The following is an 18701-nucleotide window of genomic DNA, read 5'->3' as shown; positions in this document are numbered from 1 at the left end:
TCGGACAGGCCGGGGCAAGAAGTCCTCACCCGGCAGCGCGCGACTGTAACGCAGGCCTTGTTTGAAGATGATCGGCGTTTGCCCTGTGCAGGGGCCTCAGTCCAGGCTGCTCAGGTCCGCCATGCGGCGCACCTTGACCTTGCGGCCTTTGAGCTTGCCCTCGCTCAGGCGGCGCGCGGCTTCGCGGGCGATGCTGCGCTCCACCGCCACATAGCTGTGGAACTCGGTGATGTTGATCTTGCCGACTTGTTCGAACTTGAAGCCCGCTTCGCCGGTCAGGGCACCAAGGATGTCGCCCGGGCGGATCTTTTCCTTGCGGCCGCCGAGGATCTGCAAGGTGTCCATGGCGGGCTGCAGCGGCGCGCCGTCGGCGTCTTTGAGGCTGTCGAGCTTCTGCCAGACGAACTCACGCCCCAGCAGCTGCTCGATGCGGCCAATGCGGCCCATCTCGTCCAGGCTGGCCAGGCTCAGGGCCAGGCCTTGCGCGCCGGCGCGGCCGGTGCGGCCGATGCGGTGCACATGGACCTCGGTGTCGGGCGTGACCTCGACATTGATCACGCATTCCAGCTGCGCAATATCCAGGCCGCGCGCGGCCACATCGGTGGCCACCAAGACCGAGCAGCTGCGGTTGGCGAACTGGATCAGCACCTGGTCGCGCTCGCGCTGCTCCAAATCGCCGTGCAAGGCCATGGCCACAAAGCCCTGACCGTTCAGCACATCGACCAGATCGCGGCATTGCTGCTTGGTGTTGCAAAAAGCGATGGTGCTGGCCGGACGGAAATGGCGCAGCAGCTGCGAGACGGCATGCAGGCGCTCGCCTTCGCTGACCTCAAAAGCGATCTGCTCGATCTGCGCCGGCGCCTGGCTGGTGCTCGTGCTGCTGTTGAGCTTCACTTCCTTGGGCTCGCGCATGAACTGGCTGCTCAGCTTGGCGATGCCTTCCGGGTAGGTGGCCGAGAACAGCAGGGTCTGGCGCTTCTTCGGGCATTGGCGGGCGACGGTGACGATGTCGTCGAAGAAACCCATGTCCAGCATGCGGTCGGCCTCATCCAGCACCAGGGTGCTGAGCGCGCCCAGCTGCAGGCTGCCGCGCTCGAGATGGTCCATCACCCGGCCCGGCGTGCCGACAGCGATGTGGCACCCAAAACCCAGCGAGTCCATCTGCGGCCGCATCGGTGAGCCACCGCACAGGGTCAGGATCTTGATGTTGTCGGCGGCGCGGGCCAAGCGGCGAATCTCTTGCGTGACCTGATCGGCCAGCTCGCGTGTCGGGCACAGCACCAGGGCTTGGACGTCGAAGCGGCTGGCATCGAGCCGGTGCAGCAGAGCCAGGGCGAAGGCGGCGGTCTTGCCGCTGCCGGTCTGGGCTTGAGCGATCAAGTCCTGACCCTCCAGCGCCAGCGGCAGGCTGGCAGCCTGGATGGGCGTCATCTGCGTGTAGCCCAGCTGGGCCAAATTGGCCTGCATGGCGGCACTCAGCGGCAGCTGAGCGAAGGAGAGTTTGGAGTCAGGCGTGGGGGCGTTCATCGACGGATTATCCCTGCTGCGGCTCACGCCCCTCGGGAAAACACCAGTCCGCCGACCAAGAGCCGGGCAGCGGCGACCTCAGCCGCCCGCTTGCTTGACCGTCCACGTGCCTTTTTTCTTGAGCAATTCAATCACGCGCTCGCGGTGGTCGCCCTGCACTTCGATCACCCCGTCCTTGACCGTGCCGCCCGAGCCGCAGGCAGCCTTGAGCTCCTTGCCCAGGGCGATCAGGCCGGCTTCGTCCAGCGGCACGCCCTTGACCAGGGTGACGCCCTTGCCGGCCCGGCCCTTGGTCTCGCGCGAGACGCGCACGATGCCGTCGCCCTTGGGCAGCTGGGGCCGGCCGCAGCGGCAATCGGCCTTGGCCTGGCGGCATTCAGGGCAGGTGCGGCCGCTGTCGGTGGAATAGACCAGGCCGGACAAGGCGCCCAGGCCGGACAGGGATTTGCTGGACTTCATGCAGTGCAACTTTCTACTTCTTCATCGATCAGACGCGGACGGAGTGGCCGCGGCCCGCGATCGTCCGGGCCGAACATCTGCAGGTCCAGATCCTCGGGCGAATTGACCGTGCGCAGGCGCAGATAGGCCTCTTCCGCCTCGGGGTAATGCCGGCGCAGGTAATGCAGCCATTGTTTCAGGCGGCCGGCCTGGTGGCGATGGGCGACGTTGCTGCGCACCAGATCAAAGAAGCCGCGCATCAGCGGCAGCAGCGCGGCCCAGCTCAGCGGCGGCCCATCCGGGGACTGCAAGGCCAGGGCCAAGCCCGGGTTGGCGACCATGCCGCGGCCCACCATCAAATCGCTGCAGCCGCTTTGCGCGCGGCAGTTCTCGGCGTCGGCAGGCGTCCAGATCTCACCATTGGCCACCACCCGCGCCTGCAGCGCCTCGCGCACCGCCGCGATGCGGTCCCAGTAGGCCGGCGGCTTGTAGCCATCGGCCTTGGTGCGGGCGTGGATGACCAGCTCCTCGGCGCCGCCGTCCTGCATGGCCAGGGCGCAATCGAGCGTGCGGTGGCTGTCCATATAGCCAAGACGCATCTTGGCCGAGAGTGGCATGTCGGCCGGCATGGCGCGGCGCACGGCCGAGACGATATCAAAGATCAGCTCCGGCTCGTCCAGCAGCACCGCGCCGCCGCGGTGGCGGTTCACGCACTTGGCCGGGCAGCCGAAATTGAGGTCGATGCCGGCCGGACCCAGGGCCGCCAGCTTGGCCGCGTTCTCGGCCATGCAGACCGGGTCGCTGCCCAGCAGCTGCGCCCGCACCGGCACGCCCGCCGCCGTGCGCCCGCCGTTCAGCAACTCGGGCACGATGCGGGTGAAGACGCGGTTGGGCATCAGCATGTCGGTGATGCGGATGAACTCGGACACGCAGCGGTCGATGCCGCCGACGCGGGTCAGCACATCTCTCAGCATGTGATCGAGCAAGCCTTCCATCGGCGCCAACAAGATCATGTGAGCCCCTCGTCCTGAGGGTACGCTGGCCGGTCCCCCGAGGGGACCGGCATCCTGCGGATGCCACCGGCCGGCTTGGGGCGGCCCGGCGCTCGGCCCTCAATGCAGGGCAGTTCCATCAGCTCAATCATGGCAAGCCTCCGCTGCCAGCAGGTCTTGATGCGTCAGATACAGGCGGAGATCGAACTCCAGTTGGCCGTAAGCCGGCTCCATATGCTGGCAGAGCTGGTAGAAGGCTTTGTTGTGGTCCAGCTCCTTAATATGAGCCAGCTCGTGCACCACGATCATCTTGAGGAAGTCCGCCGGCGCCTCCTTGAACAGGCTGGCCACGCGGATCTCGCGCTTGCTGGTCAGTTTGGCGCCCTGCACGCGCGAGGCGCGGGTGTGGGTGCCCAGGGCATGCTGCAGCACCTTGAGCTTGGCATCGAAACAGACCTTGGACAAGGGCGGCGCATTGCGCAGGTAGCGGTTCTTCAGCGCCATGGTGTAGTCGAACAGCGCGGTGTCGCTGCGCACCTCATGGCCCAGCGGGTAGCGGCGCGCCAGGGTATCGCCCAGGCGGCCGGCGTCGATCAGCTGCTGCACCTGGGCCAGCAAATCGGCCGGATAGCCGGCCAGGTACTTCAAAGTCGGCATCACGAAGTTCAGCTCGGCTGGGCGAGCGCCGCGGGGCTGATGCTGTAGTTCGCGGCGATCCAAGCCTCGAACTGGCTGCACATGGCTTCGTCCCCCTCGCGGTTGTCGGCCAGCAACTGGTCGCCGTGGACGATGCGGATCTCGGCCGCCAGTGCCGCCGGGAACTCACTCGGATACTGGCGCTGAGCGGCGGCGGCCATGCTGGCCTGGGCCTCGGCCCAGCAATCCTCGACCGACTGGTTGCAGGCCTCGGCTAGGTAGCGGGCCGAGAAACCCTCGCCGGTCAGGCTGCGCAAAGTGGCGTCGTGGTCGATGCTGTTGCCGGGCTCCCAGTAATGCGCCGACAAGGCCGGGCCGATGGCCGGGTTGTCGCTCAAATAGCCATGCTCGCGAAGGAAGAAAGCGCGCGTCTGATAAACCGCCATATGGGCCAGCAGATAACCCTGGTAAGAGGCGGCCGACTCCTGGTTCAGCAAATGCGGAATCGCCAGCATGGGCCGCGGGCTGTGCACACCCAGCACACGCAGCTCGGTCGCGCGCGCCAGGGCCAGCACGTTCTCGGCTGTCAGTGCGTCGTCTGGCATGGCATACAGCGCCGCCTCGAAATAGGGCACGACGGCGATCGAGCGCTCGTCAAAGGCGCGCATGGGCTGGCTGCTGGCGATGCGGGCATGGATCAGCTCGTCAGGGATGGCCTCGCCCGCGGCGTTGCGGGCATAACGCTTGAGCCAGTCGGCATCGCCGAGCAGGCTGTCGCAGAACATCGATTGGGTCTCGGCGTAGGCCATCGAGGTCGGCGCGAACTCCTGCGAAAAGCAAGGCGAGTTCTGCACCACATTGGCGAAATGCGCCGCATGCCCCCCCTCGTGGAACAGGGTGTTGATGGCACGCAGGCCACTGCCGACCTGGTCGGGCTTGGCCTCGGCGGTGAAGTTGATCTGGCCTGGCACCCAGCGTCCCTGCGCATCGACATGGCTGGGAATCGGGCCGTGGCAGAAGCCGTTCTGGTACTTGCCGGCACGCTCCAGCAAGTCCAGCTGCAAGGTGGCACCGCGGTACTGGATGCCCAGGCGGCGAAAGCTCTGCACCCAGCGGCGCAGTGCGGGGCCGAAAGGCATATAGGCATCCATGCGGCGCACCACATCTCCAGCCGAGTAGAAACGCAGATTCCAGGGCTGCAGGGCCTGCTCGCCATGGCGCGAGCTCAGGTTCGCCAGGGCGCGGGCGTTGGCCACATCAGTGCGCTGCACGAAATCGTCGAGGATGTCCTTCAGCTGCTGCGGCGTCATGCGCTCGTTCTTGCGCAGCTTGAGCTCGAAGTAGTTGTCAAAACCCAAGGCCCGGGCGAAGCGATTGCGCAGACGCACCAGGTCCAGAAAACCGTTCGCCAGCACCCAGCGCTCAATCGCGTAGTAGGCCTCGAGCGAGCTGCGCCGGCGGGCTTCGTCGGGGTTGGTGGCCAGATTGGTGGCCAGCATGGACAGCGAAGCCACCTCGCTCTCGCCGGCCTCGTTGATGTGCCGCGGCTGCAGCTCGCGCTTGGCGGCAAAGATCCGGCTCTCGGCCTCGATGATCCCGGCCATCAAGGCGCGGCCGGCTTCGTTATCGATGATATTGGCCTCGAACACGGCCAGCCAGCCGCGCAGGCCATGCAGCAGAGCCTCACGCTCGGGCCTATCCGGCGCGGCCTGCACGCGGGCGATGTGCTCGCGCGTGTCGGCCAGGCGGGCCGGGTCGGAGATGAAATCCTTGTACACGCCTTCGGCCCGCTCAAAGCCGGCCTGGTCCTCGCTGGTGGCCATGTACGTGGCCCAGAACAGGTCTTCCTTGGTCTTGTGGACCCGGTTGTAGTCCAGATTCAGCTGGTCGAAAAAGGCGCGGGCGCGTTCCATGAGGCGGGCTCTTGTGAAGTCGGCAGGGGCGAGAGCATAGCGTCTGCCCTGATTTGCAGCATCATGGCTCCATGAGCCGCTGCTTTCAGATACGCCTGATCCAAGCCGAGGATCCATGCGAAACCTTCACCGCTCGGCCCGAGCAAACCGTGCTGCAAGCCGCGCTGCAGGCGGGCGCCTTCATGCTGAGCAGCTGCCGCAATGGCACCTGCCGCGCCTGCGTGCGTCAGCTGCTCGAAGGCGAGATCGCCTACCGCATCGAGTGGCCAGGGCTCAGCCGCGAGGAGAAGGCCGCCGGCTGGATCTTGCCTTGCGTGGCCGAGGCGCGCAGCGACCTGCTTCTAGCCCCGGTGCGACGCGAGGACTGAAATGCCGTACGGGCTGACCCAGGTCAGGCACGCGCTGCGCTGTCCGGTGCTGCGACTGGGTCTGACTCGAGCGGCGTTGCCGGCACAGCAGCGCCTGCTTCCGTAGTGGCCGTGGCCTCCGACATGGCCTCCACCAAGTCCTGGCCCGGGTTGCGCTCCTTGGCGGTGACGTCCAGGTAGTGCTGCTCGATGAAACTTTTCTCGACCAGATTGCGCTTGAGCGAGTCCTCGAGCTCCTCAATGCGGCCATTGAGCTTGGCAATCTCTTTTTCCAATTTGGCGCGGGTCTCGACCACCGCCTCGTCGGGCGCTTCGTCGTGCCCCGGCGGGTCGGCCGAGAGCACTTCCAGGTCATGCCGCAGCTTTTGGATGGTGCGCTCGGCGGCGGCGAGCTGCTCGCGTTGGGCTTGAGCTTCGCGCTCCAGAGCCTTGATGGCGCTGGCACTGGGCGGCGCTTCGGCGGCGGCAGGCGCTGCATCGGTCGGCCCGCGCAGGGCCAGATCCTCCAGCTCGCGCTGCAGGCGCGCGGCGGTGCGCTCGGCGCGCTCTGCCCGGATCTCGAAGCTGGTGGCGCGGTCCTGGGCCTGAGTCACTTGACCGCGCAGCTGTTCAAGGCGTTGTTTGGCCGCCGCCAGCTCACCGGCGTCGCCACTGGCGGCGCCAGGCCGGGCTCGGCCATGGCTCTGGTTGCGCAAGCTCTCTTCCAGACGCTCGCGGGTACGCCCCAGCTCCATCTGCACGCGCTGGCGCTGCGCCAGCAAGCGATCGACCTCATTGCGATGGCTGCGCTTGAGGCGCTCCATCTTTTCCTGATCCATCTCATGCGCCTGCGCTGGCCAGGGCTCGCGCTCGGCCTCGCGTTGCTCGCGTTCGGCCGAGCTGTCCATGCCGTAGTTGTTGATCAGACTGCGCACCAGCTGGGGCAGCTCGTTCAAAGCTTGCATATCGGGCGGCAGGCCGCCGCCGAAAGCGCCACCACCACTGCCGCCGCGACCTTCGGCCACGCGCATCAACTCATGGGCAGCGATCTTCATCTCGCGCCCGGCGTCACGGGTCTCGCGCAAGGCATTGACGATATGGATGTGGTTGCTTTCCTCGTAGCGCGTCATCCGCCAGTAGGTGGCGATGACGACAATGATCACCACCACATTGGCGAGGAACAGGCTGACGCCGGCAATGCCTTCGACGGTCAGTTCCATGGCGGCTCGCGTTTCATCGACTCAGCTCCACTGCGGCATCAAGAGCCGGCTCAGAGACGGACAAAGGCCATGCGACCCTCGCCATAGCCCGGCACGGACAGACGGTAATCGCTGCGCCCGGCGTCGCGCTCCATCAGGCTGCGCAGCTTGTCAAAGGGCTTGGCGACCAGATTGACCACTTTCAGCGAGACCGGCCCCGTGCCCGGTTCACGCATCAGGATCCCAGCGGCAGAGCGCAGGAACAGATCGGCCTGCTTCATCATTTCGGGCGTTGGCACACCCGACTGCAAAGCGGCCCGCACCGGCGGCGGCTGCAACTGCGCGCCACCGCCGCCCAGGATGCAGCAGGCATTGACGTCGAGGATGCCCAGGGCATGTGGGGTCTTCTGACCATCGGCCACATACATGGCCAGGTCATGGGGCAGCTTCAAGTCATCGAGACCCTGGCCGGGCGCGGGAATCAAACGGAATGGAATCTCGCGCATCTGTGACTTGATCAGCCGATTCAAAGCCTCGGCCGATTCGAGCGCCGGCGCCGGGCCTTTCAAGGCCTCGCGGCAGGAAGCCAAGGCCGCCTGCACCTCGCGCAACAGGTCTTCGTCCTTAAAAGGCTTGTTGATGACGAAGATGGCGCCGTTGCTGCGCGCCTGGGACAGATGACGCTCGGCCGTCTCGGTGGTGACGAAGCCGACCTTGATCTCGTGGCGGCCAATCTGACGCAGGGTCTGCAGCATCTCCAAGCCACCGACCTTGGGCATATGCCAGTCCGAGATCACCAGATCGGGCTCGAAGCTGGTGACCAGGCGCAAGGCCTGCTCGCCGTCCATGGCCAGCTCAAATTGCAATGGTCCCAGGGATGCCGCCTGCAGCACACGCTGGATGATGGCCTGGATGGCTCGGCTGTCGTCGACGATCAGGACACGCAGTGGGGCTAGGTTGGCTGTTTGCATGGTCTTGTTACTCGCGGCAGAAGCTGTCATCCAGATGGATGTCGGTCAGCATGACGACCAGACGCCGGGGCTGGTCGCTCAATTCGAAAAGGGCGCGGCGTTCACCGCGGTGGCTGAGATCCGGCCAGCGGCTGAGTTCCAGGGGTTGGGGCAGGCCCAGATTGGCCAGGCTGGAATCGTCCAGGCATTCCATCAGGCTGGCGCTGAGGATGTTGCACAACTCGGCTCCGGCGTCCTGCAAGTCGGCGGCGCTGAGCTGCTCAGGAGGCAGGCCGAACATGGCGGCCGCCAAGGCCTGACTCTCAGCGGCGCCCAGGAGCAGCAGCACGATGGCGCGCGGGTGACTGCTGAAGCCGGTGACGCAGTCGGTGATGGGCAGCATGAAGCAGGCATCGTCGGCTCGGGGAGCCGGCGGATCAGAGCTGGGGGCAAAGGCACAGCTCTGCCCGGTCAGACCCGACCAGGCACGTGCCAGATTGCTCAGAACCACCCCTTCTTGCACTCGAAAACCTCCAAGACTGGGAGCTCAGTGTCCCCGGCTTTGGACGGCCGACAAGCTCGGAGCAAGCGGCACAAGACCGGCCATCTCATCGCAAATGCCACAGCAGCCACGGCGCACACTCGCTCCACAGCCGCTGTGGACAAGTCCGTGCACAGCCTGCGCATGCACGCTGCAAGTGATTGATTTCACGAAAACTTTGCTGGTTTGCTGCAAAAACTGGCAGCGGCGCCGCAAGCGGCCCGGCCACCGGGCCGGATAATCCCGGGTTCGCTGCGCCCCACCGACATGCATAGAACCATCTTCACCACCCCCGTCGTCAACACCTTGTTGCGCCGCTTCTCGCTCGCGTTCCTGAGGTGGCGCGGCTGGACGGTTTCAGGCAGCTTGCCGGCCGAACATCCCAAATGCGTGCTGATCGCCGCCCCCCACACCAGCAACTGGGATCTGCCCTACACGCTGATGGTGGCGTTCTCGCTGCGCCTGAATGTCTACTGGATGGGCAAGCAGCAGATCTTCCGCTGGCCCTTCGGCCCGGTGATGCGCTGGCTGGGCGGCATCAGCGTGAACCGAGAGCAGTCCAGCAATCTGGTGGCCGCTTCAGCCGCCGCACTGGTGGCCGCGGATGGACCGGTGCAGCTGATCGTTCCGCCCGAGGGCACGCGCAGCAAGACCCGCTATTGGAAAACCGGTTTCTACTGGATCGCCCACACCGCGAAAATGCCCATCGTGATGGCCTATATGGACTACGAGCGCAAGCTCAGCGGCCTCGGGCCAACCTTTGTGCCGAGCGGCGACATCGAGGCCGATATGGTCAAGATCAAGGCCTTTTACGCCCAGTTCAAAGGCAAGAACGCCTCGCAGTTCGATCACCAATGAGCGAACACCACGACAGCGCCACGCCGCCAGCCCCGCCCGCCAAGAAACCCAAAGACCCCCTGCACGGCATCACCCTAGAAGCCATGGTGACCGAGCTGGCGCATTACTTCGGCTGGCGCGAACTGGGCGAACAAATCGCCATCCGCTGCTTCCAGCAAGACCCCAGCGTCGCCTCCAGCCTCAAGTTCCTGCGCAAGACACCGTGGGCACGTGCCAAGGTGGAAAGCCTCTATCTGTTCATGAAGCGTGAGCAAGCGCGCAAGCGCTAGCGACCAAGGGGCGGCGTGCGGCTCGAAGCAGCCTTCATGTTTCCCTCGTGAGGCCCTGCAGTCCGGGCCACCGCCGGGCTCATGGTTCCGGGGGCGGCCCACGCGGGCCGGCTGCCTTGCGCTGCTCGAGCCTCGGGGCTGGCGCTTAAGCCAATGACCTCGTTCACTCACCGCGTTCGTTCCGTTCAGACAGACGCGCCAAGTCAGAGCTTGAAGCGCGAGGGTACGCGCGCGCCCCGAGCCGCTGCGCTGCTCAGCCCTTCACAAATCGCCCAGCGGCGGGCCGAGCCGCCGCAGCGCGGCAAACCAGGCCATCGAACTTCCGCTCAGTGCCGTGAGCCGCCGCAGCTAGTCCCAGCGAATTCAGCGCTTGATGCGGCTGATCTTGGTGCCTTCGATGCTGAGGCTGGCCATCAGGCCTTGCTGGTCGGTGATGAAGGCGTAGGCATCGTCCTTCAAGGTGGAGGTGCTCAGGTTCTTGGCAACGCCTTCGTTGACCAGCACCAAGCTGGGCCCGACCCCAAATTCCCAGCCATTGGACTTGGCCAGATAGCGCACCGCCTTGTCGCTCATCAGGAACACGACATAGGCATACGACTCGGCGCCGGCTTGCCAACCCCAGGAGGCGGACACCGAGTTGTAGTACTCGCTGACGGCGCCGTTCTTCATCAGCACGCCTTCGCCGTAGCTGCCGCCAAAGACCAGGCCGGCCTTGACGATCTTGGGGAAGACCAGCACGGCGCGCGCCTTCTTGGAAATGGTCTCGGCCACAGGGTTGCTTTTGTACAGGGCGGCCAGGGCTTGCTGGGCGTCCTTGTTCAGGTCTTCGGCGCTGGCCGCCATGGCGGACATGGGCGACAGCCCGGCCAGCACGCTGAGGCTGGCCGTCAGCAACAGGCTGCTGAGACGCAAGAAGGGGCGACGGGTGTTGGGGGATTGCGAGTGGGTCATGTCAGGCCTTGAGTTGGCGGCGGCGCGGCAGGGGCACCGTCACGCTGCTTTGTAGATCGGAAGGCCGGGCGGGTCTGTTCGCTATCGAACGCACAATCGTGGGTTTCGACTTGAGGTGCGCATGCCCTCAGCTCGCATTTCTGCGCTGTCTGTCTTGCTTTCCGAATGAGCCCTCTTGCCCTCGCCCTGGTTCTTGCCGCCGCCCTTTGCCACGCCAGCTGGAACCTGATTGCCAAGCGCAGCGGCGGCAGTGGCAATGAGTTCGTGTTGATGAGCTCCATCCTGGTCGGCCTGGTTTGGGCGCCGGTGGTGGCCTGGACGGGCGTGCAGGGCGTGGCCGCCTGGGGTTGGGTGGAGTGGACGGTGCTGGCCGTCAGTGCGGCCGTCCATGTGCTGTACTTCCGCTGTCTGCTGCATGGCTATGCGGTGTCTGAGCTGACCGTGGTCTACCCGCTGGCGCGCGGCAGTGGGCCTTTGTTGAGTTCGGTGGCCGCGGTCTTCGTGCTTGGAGAGAGTCTGAGCTGGTTGGGCGCGGCCGGCGCCCTGGCCGTGGTCGCGGGTGTGTTCCTGATCGCAGGCGGGCCGGGCTTGCTGCGCCAGCTGCTGGGGCGGGGCGAGTCCGGGGACTTGAGCGAGTCGCGCGCCTTTGTGCGCCAGCGTCTGCATCGAGGTCTGTTCTGGGGTGCGCTGACCGGCGTCTTCATCGCCACTTACACGGTGATCGATGGCTATGCGGTCAAGGTGCTGCTGATCTCGCCCATCCTGGTTGATTACGTGGGCAATGTGCTGCGCATCCCGGTCATGGGCCCGTTTGCCTTGCGCGACCCGGCGCGTTTCAAGGCCGTCTGGCGTGCGCAGTGGAAGCCTGCTCTGGCCATCGCCGTGCTCGGGCCGAGCAGCTACATCATGGTGCTCTACGCCATGCAGCTGGCGCCGCTCAGCCATGTGGCGCCGGCCCGCGAAGTGTCCATGCTGTTTGCCGCCCTGGCCGGCGGCAGCCTGCTGGGCGAAGGTGACCGATGGTTGCGCTTGCTGGGGGCTGCGGCCATCGCGCTGGGCGTGGCGGGGTTGGCTTTGGGCTGAGCCTTCCGTGTTTTCAGGGCGCTGTGCGCGCGGACCGGTGCTAAAGTCGCCCGAACAGGGAACCTCCCGCCAAAGCAGCTGGCACAGGCTGCTAGGGTGAAAAAGACAGGGCGAGCGCCTCATGGAGCGTTCGCGGCCATCGATGGACACGGTCTGCTCTCGTCGCCAGGTCTGTGCGCTCGCAGCGCTGCCCTTGCTTCCGTCGCCCCCGGCGCAGGCTGGGCAGAGTCCGAACGAGGCGTCCGCTGCCGGCGCTCCAACTGCGATAGAAGCTCCGGCTTTGAGCTGGGTGGCCGGTGACCTGCCGCCGTTTGCCTGGCAGGGCCAGCAAGGCCCCGAGGGCTATGCCTATGACCTGGCCCGGCTGATGGCGGAGCGTCTGGGCCGCCGTGATTCCGTGGTCTTCTTTCCGTGGGCGCGGGCCGTACGCATGGTGGAGCTTGGCGAGGCCGGCGGCGTCTTTCCCCTGGCGCGCACACCCGACCGCGAGCACAAGTTCCGCTGGCTGATCTTGCTCATGCATGTCAGCTACAGCTTTGTCGGCCGCGCCGACGAGCGCGTGCGGGGCCTGGCTGCATTGCGTACCGCTCGCATCGGTGTGCTGCGCGGCTCGCCCATCATTCGCAACCTACAGGCCGAGCGCTTCAGCCACATCATCGAAGCCAAAGACTACCGCGACCTCCTGCGCATGTTGCGCGGCGGCATGCTGACGGCCATCTATGCTGGCGCGCCCATGCTCAATGCGGCCATCGAACTGAATGGCTATTTGCGCAGCGAGTTCCTGACCCTGGCAAGCCTGGGCGAAGCCGATCTGTACATGGGCGTCTCCCTGCGCATGGCCGAGGCCGAGGTCGAGCGCTGGCTCTGGGCCTACCAGCAGCTGGTGGCTGATGGCAGCGTCGCCCGCCTGCATCAGCGTTATCTCAAGTAGGGGTCTGCGCCCGGCCCCGGCAGGTCGGCTTTGCGCTATGGTCAGTGCATCGCTCGTGCCACGCCATGTGCTCTTGCCGCCACGCTCTCCGATCATGAACTGCCTCGCTCGCCCTCGATCGGCGCGGATTCATGTCGCGCTCCTCCTTCTGCTGCTCTTGTTCAGCATGAGCGCAGCGTGGGGCGCGGGCTGCCGTCACGCCTTGCGCATCACTCGCGCAAGCTGGCCGCCCTACCTCGTTTATCAGGAGGGCGGGACGCACAGCGGCATGGATTTTGAAATCCTGCAAGCGCTGATGAATGAGACCGGTTGCCGCCTGCAATGGGTGGACCCTTTGCCGCGGCGGCGGCGCATTCTGCAGCTGCAGGAGGGTGAGATCGACTTGATCCTGGCCGCCACCCCCAGGCACCCGCCCGCGCCTGGCGTGCGCTACACCCGGACCTACCGCGACGAGGTCTTGGGCGTGCTGGCCCTGCGCAGCCTGCAAGGCCGCGAGCTGCCCGCACCGGCGGCGCGCCTGAGCAGCTTCGAGGATGTGCTGCGCACGCGCACGCCTTTGCTGGTGCTCAATGCCGGGCGGCTGGGGCCGGATTTCGAGCCCTGGCGCGCGCCGCTGCGTGAGGCCGGGCTGCTGGAACCGTTCGAGACCCATGGCAAGGGCGTGGCCATGCTGCAGCGTCAGCGTGCGCTTCTGATCCTGGGGGATGTGGCTTCGCTGCTGGACTTGGCCCGGCAGCAGGACATGGTGCTGCAGCTCATGCCCTTTGGCATGGTGCGCGCCCCGGTGGCCTTCATGCTGAGCGGAAAAAGCGTCAACGAGGCGGAGGCGCAGCTGCTCGACCAGGCCTTGGGGCGCTTGGAGGCGCGCGGCGTGTTACGCGAGATTCGGCGCCGCTACGGTCTCGATTGAAGTGCTGCGCTGGCCCGTAGTCAGGGCGCCGCGTTCTGCACCGGCAGGCCTTCAGCTTCCCACTCGGGCAGACCACCGCGCAGCCAATGCACCTTCTTGAAGCCCTTTTGCTGGGCCACGCGCGCGGCCTTGTAGGACTTCCAGCACTCCGCGCCATTGCAGGCAAAGATGACGGCGCGGTTGGTGTCCAGTTTGTCGATCTTGCCCAGGGCGCTGAAATCGTCCTGCGCGGCGTTGAAGGCGATGTCCTTGAGGCTCTTCTCCACATAGGGGGCCCAGACGGCGCCAGGGATGTGGCGCGTCGCGAACTCCTTCTCGGTGCGCGTGTCGATCAGCAAGGCCCCCTGGGCCTGCAGCTTTTGCGCATCGCGTGCGCTGACGCGGGTCACGCCGGGCAGGGCCGTGGGCGTGAACAGGCCAAGCTCGGAGACACGCTTGTACTCGCCGGCTTCGGGCTTGAACTTGGTCGGCGGCAAGCCGACGCCGGCCGGCGGCGCCGCAAACCAGGCGCTCAGGCGCGCGCGCACATCGGCCGGCAGGTCTTTCTTGATCACCACCGACAGACCGGCCGGCACTGGGTCGGTCTTGGCCAGCACGCGTCCGACGGTGGGGTTCAGCGCCGACCATTCCGCCCAGTCGCCGGCGGTCACCACCGTGGCATCGGCCGCACCGAGCAGCAGGGCGGTCAGGCCGGCTTGCGGAAAGCGTTCGTGCTGGACCTTCATGTCCTGCATGGACAGCCCGCCCTGGTTGAGCAGGCCGCGGGCCATATAGGTGTAAATGGAATCCTGCTGCGGCAGGTAGATGCGCCGGGTCTTGAGTGCGGGGATGTCGGCAAAGTCTTTGCGCACGACCAGCAGATAGGGTTCGGACGCCTGGCTCGCGCCGACCAGCTCGTAGCCGCGGTGCAAGGCCGAGGCGGCGACCTGGGCCGGGCCGATGAAGATGTCGAAACCCGAGCTGCGGGTGGCGCGCATGACGTCGGCCAGGTCTTCGCTGGCGCTGGCCGCCACCGGCTGGGCTGCGGCCCGGCTCAGGGCTGAGTCCAGGGCGCTGAAGTAGATGTTGTAGGAGGCCTTTTTGGCCGTGGGTTCCACGGCCACCACCGCGCTCAGGCCGGCCTGGGCTGTGGCGCTGGCGCAGGCGATCAGCCAGAGGCTGTGGCGGAGGAGTTTCGGAAGTTGGGTCAAGGTCAGCATCGGGCAATCTCTTTCAGGTGCCGCCGGCCCGGGATCTATGCCTCGGGGTGGGCAGAAGGGCGGTCATCGCCCCTCCCGAAGGCAACAACCTGGCCGCGGGTACGTTGCCCGCAGGCGCAAGTGTGCCCGGAAATCATGTCGTCATAGAGAAGGCGGCAGAATGCGCCTGCCGGGCCCTAGGCAATGTCCTGAGTGGCTGGCCCGGCCGGCGCATGCAGAATGCGCCTCAGCCCTGCAGCGAGTGCCTGCACCCCCACAAAACTCGGGAGAACCGAACGATGAAACAAGCCAAGCCTAACCCCATCGCACGACGCCAGTGGCTGACTGGCACGGCCTCCGCCCTCGGCGCTGTGGGCCTGGGCAGCTGGGCCGGTTCGGCCTCGGCCCAGACCGCTGCGGCACCGGCCGCCAATGCAGCGCCTGCTGCTCCCGCTGCAGCCCCCAAGGCCTTGCCCGCCTACGCTGCCTGGAAGAATCCGGCCGACCTGATCGTGCACAGCAGCAGCACCCTGGAAACCCGCCGTGCCGCCTTCGGCACCAGCGTGTTGACGCCGGGCTCGCAGCTCTATGTCCGCAACAACCTGCCAGCGCCCGACGCCGCCATCCTGGCCGACCGCGACGCCTGGACCCTGTCCGTCGAGGGCGTCAAGCAGCCGCGCAGCCTGCGCCTGGCCGAGCTCAAGACCCTGGGTCTGGAGACGGTGGCGACGGTGCTGCAATGCTCGGGCAATGGCCGCGGCTTTTTCCCCAGCAAGCCCAGCGGCACCCCGTGGACCGTCGGCGCCGCCGGCTGCGTGCTGTGGAGCGGCGTGCCGCTGCGCAATGTCGTGCAGGCCCTGGGCGGCCTGGAAGACGGCATGCTGCACATCACCGGCACGGGCGGTGAGAAGTTGCCTGAGGGCGTGGACCCCTTGACGGTCATGGTCGAGCGCTCGGTGCCCATCAAGGCCCTGGGTGACGCGCTGCTGGCCTGGGAAATGAACGGCGAGCCGCTGAGCCTGGCCCATGGCGGCCCCTTGCGCCTCATCGTGCCCGGCTACCAGGGCGTCAACAACATCAAGTACATCAAGCGCCTGGCCTTCACGACGGTCGAATCCAAGGCTCGCATCATGTCGCACGGCTACCGCATGACGCCGGTCGGCGCCAAGGCCGCGCCTGACCAGGCCTCGGTGCTGGAGATGGGCGTCAAGTCCTGGATCAACGGCCCGCTGCCCGAGGCTGGCCCGCTCAAGGAAGGCCTGGTGCAAATCCACGGCGTCGCCTTTGGCGGCACGCAGGCGATCAAGGGTGTCGAGGTGTCGCTGGACGGTGGTAAGAACTGGTACCCCGCTCGCCTGGTCGGCCCCGATCTGGGTCGCTTTGCCTGGCGCCAGTTCGTGCTCTCGGTGCGCCTGCCCTCCGGCAACTACACCCTGGCCAGCCGTGCCACCGATGACCAGGGCCTGGTCCAGCCCGAGCAGCGCGAGGAGAACCTCAGCGGCTACAACAACAACAGCTGGCGCGACCATGCGGTCACGATCACGGTGGCCTGAGTTGCGCCGCTGGTTGTTGATGGTGGCCGGATTGGCCGCCGCGCCGCTGACGCTGGCCGCCGATGAGGCCCAGCAGCTGGCCCGAGGCAAGCTGCTGTTCACGCAGACCCAGCCGGCCTGCGCCGTCTGCCACACCTTGGCGGCGGCCGGTTCGGAAGGGCAGGTCGGGCCGGTGCTGGACGAGCTCAAGCCCGATGCCGATCGGGTGCGCAAGGTCTTGCGGGCCGGCTTGGGCGCCATGCCCAGCTTTGCCGACAAGCTCAGTGCCGCTGATATCGATGCCTTGGCCGTCTTCGTCGCCCGCTCCACCGGCGCCGCCCCGGCCCAGCCGGCAAAGTAGGCCGCAAAGCAAGCAGCGGCCGCGCTGTTCGCCAGCGCACGGTTGCAGAAGCCCGGCCTGCCTAGACTGAAGTGACACGCACCCCAGCCGATTGCGCGGCAGGCGGTGTGACTTCAAGCTTCAGCGGAGGGCCTCGGCCATGTTCAACAGTCTCAAACAGCTGCTCGGCGCCACGGTGATGGCCCGCGACGGTGCCATCGGCGAGGTCAAACAAGCCTATTTCGATGACGAGGCCTGGACCATCCGCTACCTGGTGGTCAACACCGGCAGCTGGTTGTCCGGCCGCGAGGTGCTGATCTCACCCCATGCCGTGGTGCAGCCCCTGGGCAGCGGCAAGCTGCTCGATGTCTGCCTGAGCCGGCGCCAGGTGGAACTGAGCCCGCCCGTGGACACCCACCTGCCGGTGTCGCGCCAGCATGAGCGCGACTACATCGGCTATTACGCCTTGCCGGCCTATTGGGGCGGTTCGGCGCTGTGGGGCATGGAGGCCTTGCCGCTCTGGCCGCCGGCCTTGCCCCAGGGCGTGGAGAGCGAGCAAGACGCCGCGCTGCGTGCCCGCCACACGCCCACTGAAGACCAGCATCTGCGCAGCAGCGCGGAAGTGACGGGTTACGACATCCAGGCCAGCGACGACAGCATCGGCCATGTCCAGGATTTCATCTTCGACGCCGAGTCCTGGGCCATACGCTATCTGGTGGTGGACACGCGCAACTGGTGGCCCGGTGGCAAGAAGGTGCTGCTCTCGACGCGCTGGATCGACAGCATCGACTGGGCCGACCGCGAGGTGCTGACCTCGCTGACGCGCGCCCAGGTCAAGCAGAGTCCGGCCTACGAGCCGGCGTCAGAGCTGCTGCGCAGCGACGAGCAGCGCCTGCACGACGCCTATGACCGGCGCGGCTACTGGCTCTGAGGCGGCGATACTGCGGGCTGTTCGATGCCCGCGAGAGCTTTGCCCATGAAATTCGCCATCCTGTGGGCCGCTGCTGGCCTGGCCTTGCTGCCCCTGCCGGCCCGAGCCGCGGCGGATCTGGTCTTCCTGGTGCGCCATGCCGAGCGGGCGGCCGAACCGGCCGGCGACCCCGGCTTGACGAGCGCCGGCGCAGCGCGTGCCCAGGCATTGGCCCAGGCCTTGGCCGATGCGGGCCTGAAGCAGATCATCACCACCCAATTCCGGCGCAGCCAGGAAACGGCGGCGCCGCTGGCGCAGCAGCTGCAACTGCCACCGCGGGTTCTGGCTGCCCGGCGCGGCGAGGCCGAGGCCCATCTGCGCGAGATTCGTGAGGCCGTGCTGCACCAGGACGGTGGCGCGCTGCTGATCGTCGGCCACAGCAATACCGTGCCGGCCATCATCGCGGCCCTGGGCGGGCAACGTCTGCCGGATCTGTGCGAAAGCAGCTACCAGCACCTCTTTGTGCTGCGGCTCCCGGCGCAGCCTGGCGTGCCGGCCAGCCTGGCACGGCTGCGCTATGGCGAGCCCAGCCCGGCCGCAGAGGCGGCCTGTCTTTGATTGGAAGAGTCTGCTGGCTTACTTGCCGACCGAGGGCGTGCGCGGCAGGCGCGGGCCCTTGATGCTGGGGCGGCCAGCGGCGGTGGGGTAGGCGGCCATCACACGGGTCGGGTCGACCGTGTTCAGGTAGGCCGCGTACTGGCGCTCGGTGCAGTCCAGGCTCTGGCCGGCCACATGCTCGCCCTTGTACTGACCCTTGTGATAAACGAAGACGTACTCGTTGCTGTCGGCCGTGCGGGCCGCGTCCTGCTGGGCGTAGCCGGCGCTGTACTTCTGGGCGCATTCGCCGCGCAAGGCCTTGCCTTCGCCGCTTTCTTCCGTGCTGCCGCTCGCGGCTTGGGCCAGTGAGGACAGGGCGATCAGGCTCAGGGCGATGAGGGTGGATTTCATGATGTTCCTTGGAAAATGGGGCTGCGCCCGAAACGCGGCGGGCTGAAACTGCTTGGCGCTCGACATGCGCATCGGCAGTCTCATGTGGTGCCGCCAGCTTAGTCCGCCCGAGTCCGCTTGACCAGCCCGTGGCTGCGGGGCTGGTTTTCCCGGGCGCGTGACAGACTTCACGGCGCGGGAGGGGCGCC

21 protein-coding genes are annotated in these 18701 nt (G+C 66.6%); 10 read left to right on the top strand and 11 right to left on the bottom strand.

The features are described 5' to 3' along the window. Window positions 1-96: 96 nt before the first annotated feature. The 5 genes from dbpA to LNV28_RS02250 form a co-directional block, all read right to left on the bottom strand. Window positions 97-1527, bottom strand: coding sequence for an ATP-dependent RNA helicase DbpA (dbpA, locus tag LNV28_RS02270; RefSeq protein WP_263516701.1), 1431 nt, complete (start codon window positions 1525-1527; stop codon window positions 97-99). A 78-nt stretch (window positions 1528-1605) separates the two neighbouring features. After that, entirely contained in the window at window positions 1606-1986 is a 381-nt protein-coding gene (locus LNV28_RS02265) for a translation initiation factor Sui1 (protein WP_263516702.1), read from the bottom strand. Further along, window positions 1983-2978 carry a tRNA dihydrouridine synthase gene (locus LNV28_RS02260; protein WP_263516703.1) on the bottom strand — a complete coding sequence of 332 codons (996 nt, stop codon included), beginning with the start codon at window positions 2976-2978 and terminating at the stop codon, window positions 1983-1985. Before LNV28_RS02260 ends, LNV28_RS02265 begins: the two co-directional genes overlap by 4 nt. A 123-nt stretch (window positions 2979-3101) precedes the next feature. After that, window positions 3102-3614 carry a YgjP-like metallopeptidase domain-containing protein gene (locus LNV28_RS02255; protein WP_263516704.1) on the bottom strand — a complete coding sequence of 171 codons (513 nt, stop codon included), beginning with the start codon at window positions 3612-3614 and terminating at the stop codon, window positions 3102-3104. An 8-nt stretch (window positions 3615-3622) separates the two neighbouring features. Beyond that, window positions 3623-5506 carry a M3 family metallopeptidase gene (locus LNV28_RS02250; RefSeq protein WP_263516705.1) on the bottom strand — a complete coding sequence of 628 codons (1884 nt, stop codon included), beginning with the start codon at window positions 5504-5506 and terminating at the stop codon, window positions 3623-3625. Between the two features lie 71 nt (window positions 5507-5577). On the opposite strand from LNV28_RS02250, the gene LNV28_RS02245 reads away from it, so the two are divergent. Continuing rightward, window positions 5578-5874 carry a 2Fe-2S iron-sulfur cluster-binding protein gene (locus tag LNV28_RS02245; RefSeq protein ID WP_263516706.1) on the top strand — a complete coding sequence of 99 codons (297 nt, stop codon included), beginning with the start codon at window positions 5578-5580 and terminating at the stop codon, window positions 5872-5874. Between the two features lie 23 nt (window positions 5875-5897). Here the strand turns inward: LNV28_RS02245 and LNV28_RS02240 are convergent, their stop codons facing one another. Genes LNV28_RS02240 through LNV28_RS02230 form a run of 3 tightly spaced genes read right to left on the bottom strand, consistent with a single transcriptional unit; the run spans window position 5898 to window position 8405 of the window. Then, window positions 5898-7073: a hypothetical protein gene (locus LNV28_RS02240; RefSeq protein ID WP_263516707.1), complete on the bottom strand. Its 1176-nt coding sequence runs from the start codon at window positions 7071-7073 to the stop codon at window positions 5898-5900. A 50-nt stretch (window positions 7074-7123) separates the two neighbouring features. Next, the gene (locus LNV28_RS02235; protein WP_263516708.1) at window positions 7124-8023 is read right to left on the bottom strand and encodes a response regulator; all 900 of its coding nucleotides are present in this window, start codon (window positions 8021-8023) and stop codon (window positions 7124-7126) included. 7 nt (window positions 8024-8030) lie between these two features. Continuing rightward, a complete protein-coding gene (locus tag LNV28_RS02230) occupies window positions 8031-8405 on the bottom strand; it encodes a hypothetical protein (protein ID WP_263516709.1) in 375 nt (124 codons plus the stop codon). 405 nt (window positions 8406-8810) lie between these two features. Here LNV28_RS02230 and LNV28_RS02225 point away from each other — a divergent pair, with 405 nt between their 5' ends. After that, on the top strand, window positions 8811-9401 hold the full coding sequence (locus LNV28_RS02225) for a 1-acyl-sn-glycerol-3-phosphate acyltransferase (RefSeq protein WP_263516710.1): 591 nt from the start codon (window positions 8811-8813) through the stop codon (window positions 9399-9401). After that, on the top strand, window positions 9398-9670 hold the full coding sequence (locus LNV28_RS02220) for a VF530 family protein (protein WP_263516711.1): 273 nt from the start codon (window positions 9398-9400) through the stop codon (window positions 9668-9670). The genes LNV28_RS02225 and LNV28_RS02220 overlap by 4 nt, the downstream gene beginning before the upstream one ends. A gap of 363 nt (window positions 9671-10033) precedes the next feature. Here LNV28_RS02220 and LNV28_RS02215 read toward each other — a convergent pair whose 3' ends face one another. Continuing rightward, window positions 10034-10621 carry a lipid-binding SYLF domain-containing protein gene (locus LNV28_RS02215; RefSeq protein WP_263516712.1) on the bottom strand — a complete coding sequence of 196 codons (588 nt, stop codon included), beginning with the start codon at window positions 10619-10621 and terminating at the stop codon, window positions 10034-10036. Window positions 10622-10786: 165 nt separating this feature from the next. Here LNV28_RS02215 and LNV28_RS02210 point away from each other — a divergent pair, with 165 nt between their 5' ends. The 3 genes from LNV28_RS02210 (at window position 10787) to LNV28_RS02200 (ending at window position 13545) form a co-directional block, all read left to right on the top strand. After that, window positions 10787-11704 carry an EamA family transporter gene (locus LNV28_RS02210; RefSeq protein ID WP_263516713.1) on the top strand — a complete coding sequence of 306 codons (918 nt, stop codon included), beginning with the start codon at window positions 10787-10789 and terminating at the stop codon, window positions 11702-11704. Between the two features lie 289 nt (window positions 11705-11993). Further along, window positions 11994-12635 (top strand): substrate-binding periplasmic protein, encoded by a 642-nt coding sequence (locus LNV28_RS02205; protein WP_263517150.1) that lies wholly within the window; start codon window positions 11994-11996, stop codon window positions 12633-12635. A 268-nt stretch (window positions 12636-12903) separates the two neighbouring features. After that, entirely contained in the window at window positions 12904-13545 is a 642-nt protein-coding gene (locus tag LNV28_RS02200; protein ID WP_411969888.1) for a substrate-binding periplasmic protein, read from the top strand. Window positions 13546-13565: 20 nt separating this feature from the next. Here the strand turns inward: LNV28_RS02200 and LNV28_RS02195 are convergent, their stop codons facing one another. After that, on the bottom strand, window positions 13566-14744 hold the full coding sequence (locus LNV28_RS02195; protein WP_263516715.1) for a rhodanese-like domain-containing protein: 1179 nt from the start codon (window positions 14742-14744) through the stop codon (window positions 13566-13568). A 278-nt stretch (window positions 14745-15022) separates the two neighbouring features. Here LNV28_RS02195 and sorT point away from each other — a divergent pair, with 278 nt between their 5' ends. The 4 genes from sorT to LNV28_RS02175 all read left to right on the top strand — a co-directional run bounded on the left by sorT (window position 15023) and on the right by LNV28_RS02175 (window position 18123). Then, on the top strand, window positions 15023-16276 hold the full coding sequence (gene sorT, locus LNV28_RS02190) for a SorT family sulfite dehydrogenase catalytic subunit (protein WP_263516716.1): 1254 nt from the start codon (window positions 15023-15025) through the stop codon (window positions 16274-16276). A 19-nt stretch (window positions 16277-16295) separates the two neighbouring features. Continuing rightward, window positions 16296-16616, top strand: a complete 321-nt coding sequence (gene sorU / locus LNV28_RS02185) for a SorU family sulfite dehydrogenase c-type cytochrome subunit (RefSeq protein ID WP_263517151.1) — start codon at window positions 16296-16298, stop codon at window positions 16614-16616. A 139-nt stretch (window positions 16617-16755) separates the two neighbouring features. Then, window positions 16756-17526, top strand: coding sequence for a PRC-barrel domain-containing protein (locus tag LNV28_RS02180; RefSeq protein WP_263516717.1), 771 nt, complete (start codon window positions 16756-16758; stop codon window positions 17524-17526). A gap of 45 nt (window positions 17527-17571) precedes the next feature. Then, on the top strand, window positions 17572-18123 hold the full coding sequence (locus tag LNV28_RS02175; protein WP_263516718.1) for a histidine phosphatase family protein: 552 nt from the start codon (window positions 17572-17574) through the stop codon (window positions 18121-18123). 18 nt (window positions 18124-18141) lie between these two features. Here the strand turns inward: LNV28_RS02175 and LNV28_RS02170 are convergent, their stop codons facing one another. Further along, on the bottom strand, window positions 18142-18513 hold the full coding sequence (locus LNV28_RS02170; protein ID WP_263516719.1) for a hypothetical protein: 372 nt from the start codon (window positions 18511-18513) through the stop codon (window positions 18142-18144). Window positions 18514-18701: the final 188 nt, after the last annotated feature.

This window comes from Paucibacter sp. DJ2R-2 (genome assembly GCF_025717675.1).
Taxonomy (GTDB): domain Bacteria; phylum Pseudomonadota; class Gammaproteobacteria; order Burkholderiales; family Burkholderiaceae_C; genus Paucibacter_A.
This window is presented reverse-complemented; position numbering and strand designations above follow the sequence as displayed.

What these genes read in the sequence shown, in the direction of transcription:
- dbpA (WP_263516701.1), bottom strand. Translation starts at nt 1,527, where the DNA reads ATGAACGCCCCCACGCCTGACTCCAAACTCTCCTTCGCTCAGCTGCCG.
- LNV28_RS02265 (WP_263516702.1), bottom strand. Translation starts at nt 1,986, where the DNA reads ATGAAGTCCAGCAAATCCCTGTCCGGCCTGGGCGCCTTGTCCGGCCTG.
- LNV28_RS02260 (WP_263516703.1), bottom strand. Translation starts at nt 2,978, where the DNA reads ATGATCTTGTTGGCGCCGATGGAAGGCTTGCTCGATCACATGCTGAGA.
- LNV28_RS02255 (WP_263516704.1), bottom strand. Translation starts at nt 3,614, where the DNA reads ATGCCGACTTTGAAGTACCTGGCCGGCTATCCGGCCGATTTGCTGGCC.
- LNV28_RS02250 (WP_263516705.1), bottom strand. Translation starts at nt 5,506, where the DNA reads ATGGAACGCGCCCGCGCCTTTTTCGACCAGCTGAATCTGGACTACAAC.
- LNV28_RS02245 (WP_263516706.1), top strand. Translation starts at nt 5,578, where the DNA reads ATGAGCCGCTGCTTTCAGATACGCCTGATCCAAGCCGAGGATCCATGC.
- LNV28_RS02240 (WP_263516707.1), bottom strand. Translation starts at nt 7,073, where the DNA reads ATGGAACTGACCGTCGAAGGCATTGCCGGCGTCAGCCTGTTCCTCGCC.
- LNV28_RS02235 (WP_263516708.1), bottom strand. Translation starts at nt 8,023, where the DNA reads ATGCAAACAGCCAACCTAGCCCCACTGCGTGTCCTGATCGTCGACGAC.
- LNV28_RS02230 (WP_263516709.1), bottom strand. Translation starts at nt 8,405, where the DNA reads ATGCTGCCCATCACCGACTGCGTCACCGGCTTCAGCAGTCACCCGCGC.
- LNV28_RS02225 (WP_263516710.1), top strand. Translation starts at nt 8,811, where the DNA reads ATGCATAGAACCATCTTCACCACCCCCGTCGTCAACACCTTGTTGCGC.
- LNV28_RS02220 (WP_263516711.1), top strand. Translation starts at nt 9,398, where the DNA reads ATGAGCGAACACCACGACAGCGCCACGCCGCCAGCCCCGCCCGCCAAG.
- LNV28_RS02215 (WP_263516712.1), bottom strand. Translation starts at nt 10,621, where the DNA reads ATGACCCACTCGCAATCCCCCAACACCCGTCGCCCCTTCTTGCGTCTC.
- LNV28_RS02210 (WP_263516713.1), top strand. Translation starts at nt 10,787, where the DNA reads ATGAGCCCTCTTGCCCTCGCCCTGGTTCTTGCCGCCGCCCTTTGCCAC.
- LNV28_RS02200 (WP_411969888.1), top strand. Translation starts at nt 12,904, where the DNA reads ATGGATTTTGAAATCCTGCAAGCGCTGATGAATGAGACCGGTTGCCGC.
- LNV28_RS02195 (WP_263516715.1), bottom strand. Translation starts at nt 14,744, where the DNA reads ATGCTGACCTTGACCCAACTTCCGAAACTCCTCCGCCACAGCCTCTGG.
- sorT (WP_263516716.1), top strand. Translation starts at nt 15,023, where the DNA reads ATGAAACAAGCCAAGCCTAACCCCATCGCACGACGCCAGTGGCTGACT.
- sorU (WP_263517151.1), top strand. Translation starts at nt 16,296, where the DNA reads ATGGTGGCCGGATTGGCCGCCGCGCCGCTGACGCTGGCCGCCGATGAG.
- LNV28_RS02180 (WP_263516717.1), top strand. Translation starts at nt 16,756, where the DNA reads ATGTTCAACAGTCTCAAACAGCTGCTCGGCGCCACGGTGATGGCCCGC.
- LNV28_RS02175 (WP_263516718.1), top strand. Translation starts at nt 17,572, where the DNA reads ATGAAATTCGCCATCCTGTGGGCCGCTGCTGGCCTGGCCTTGCTGCCC.
- LNV28_RS02170 (WP_263516719.1), bottom strand. Translation starts at nt 18,513, where the DNA reads ATGAAATCCACCCTCATCGCCCTGAGCCTGATCGCCCTGTCCTCACTG.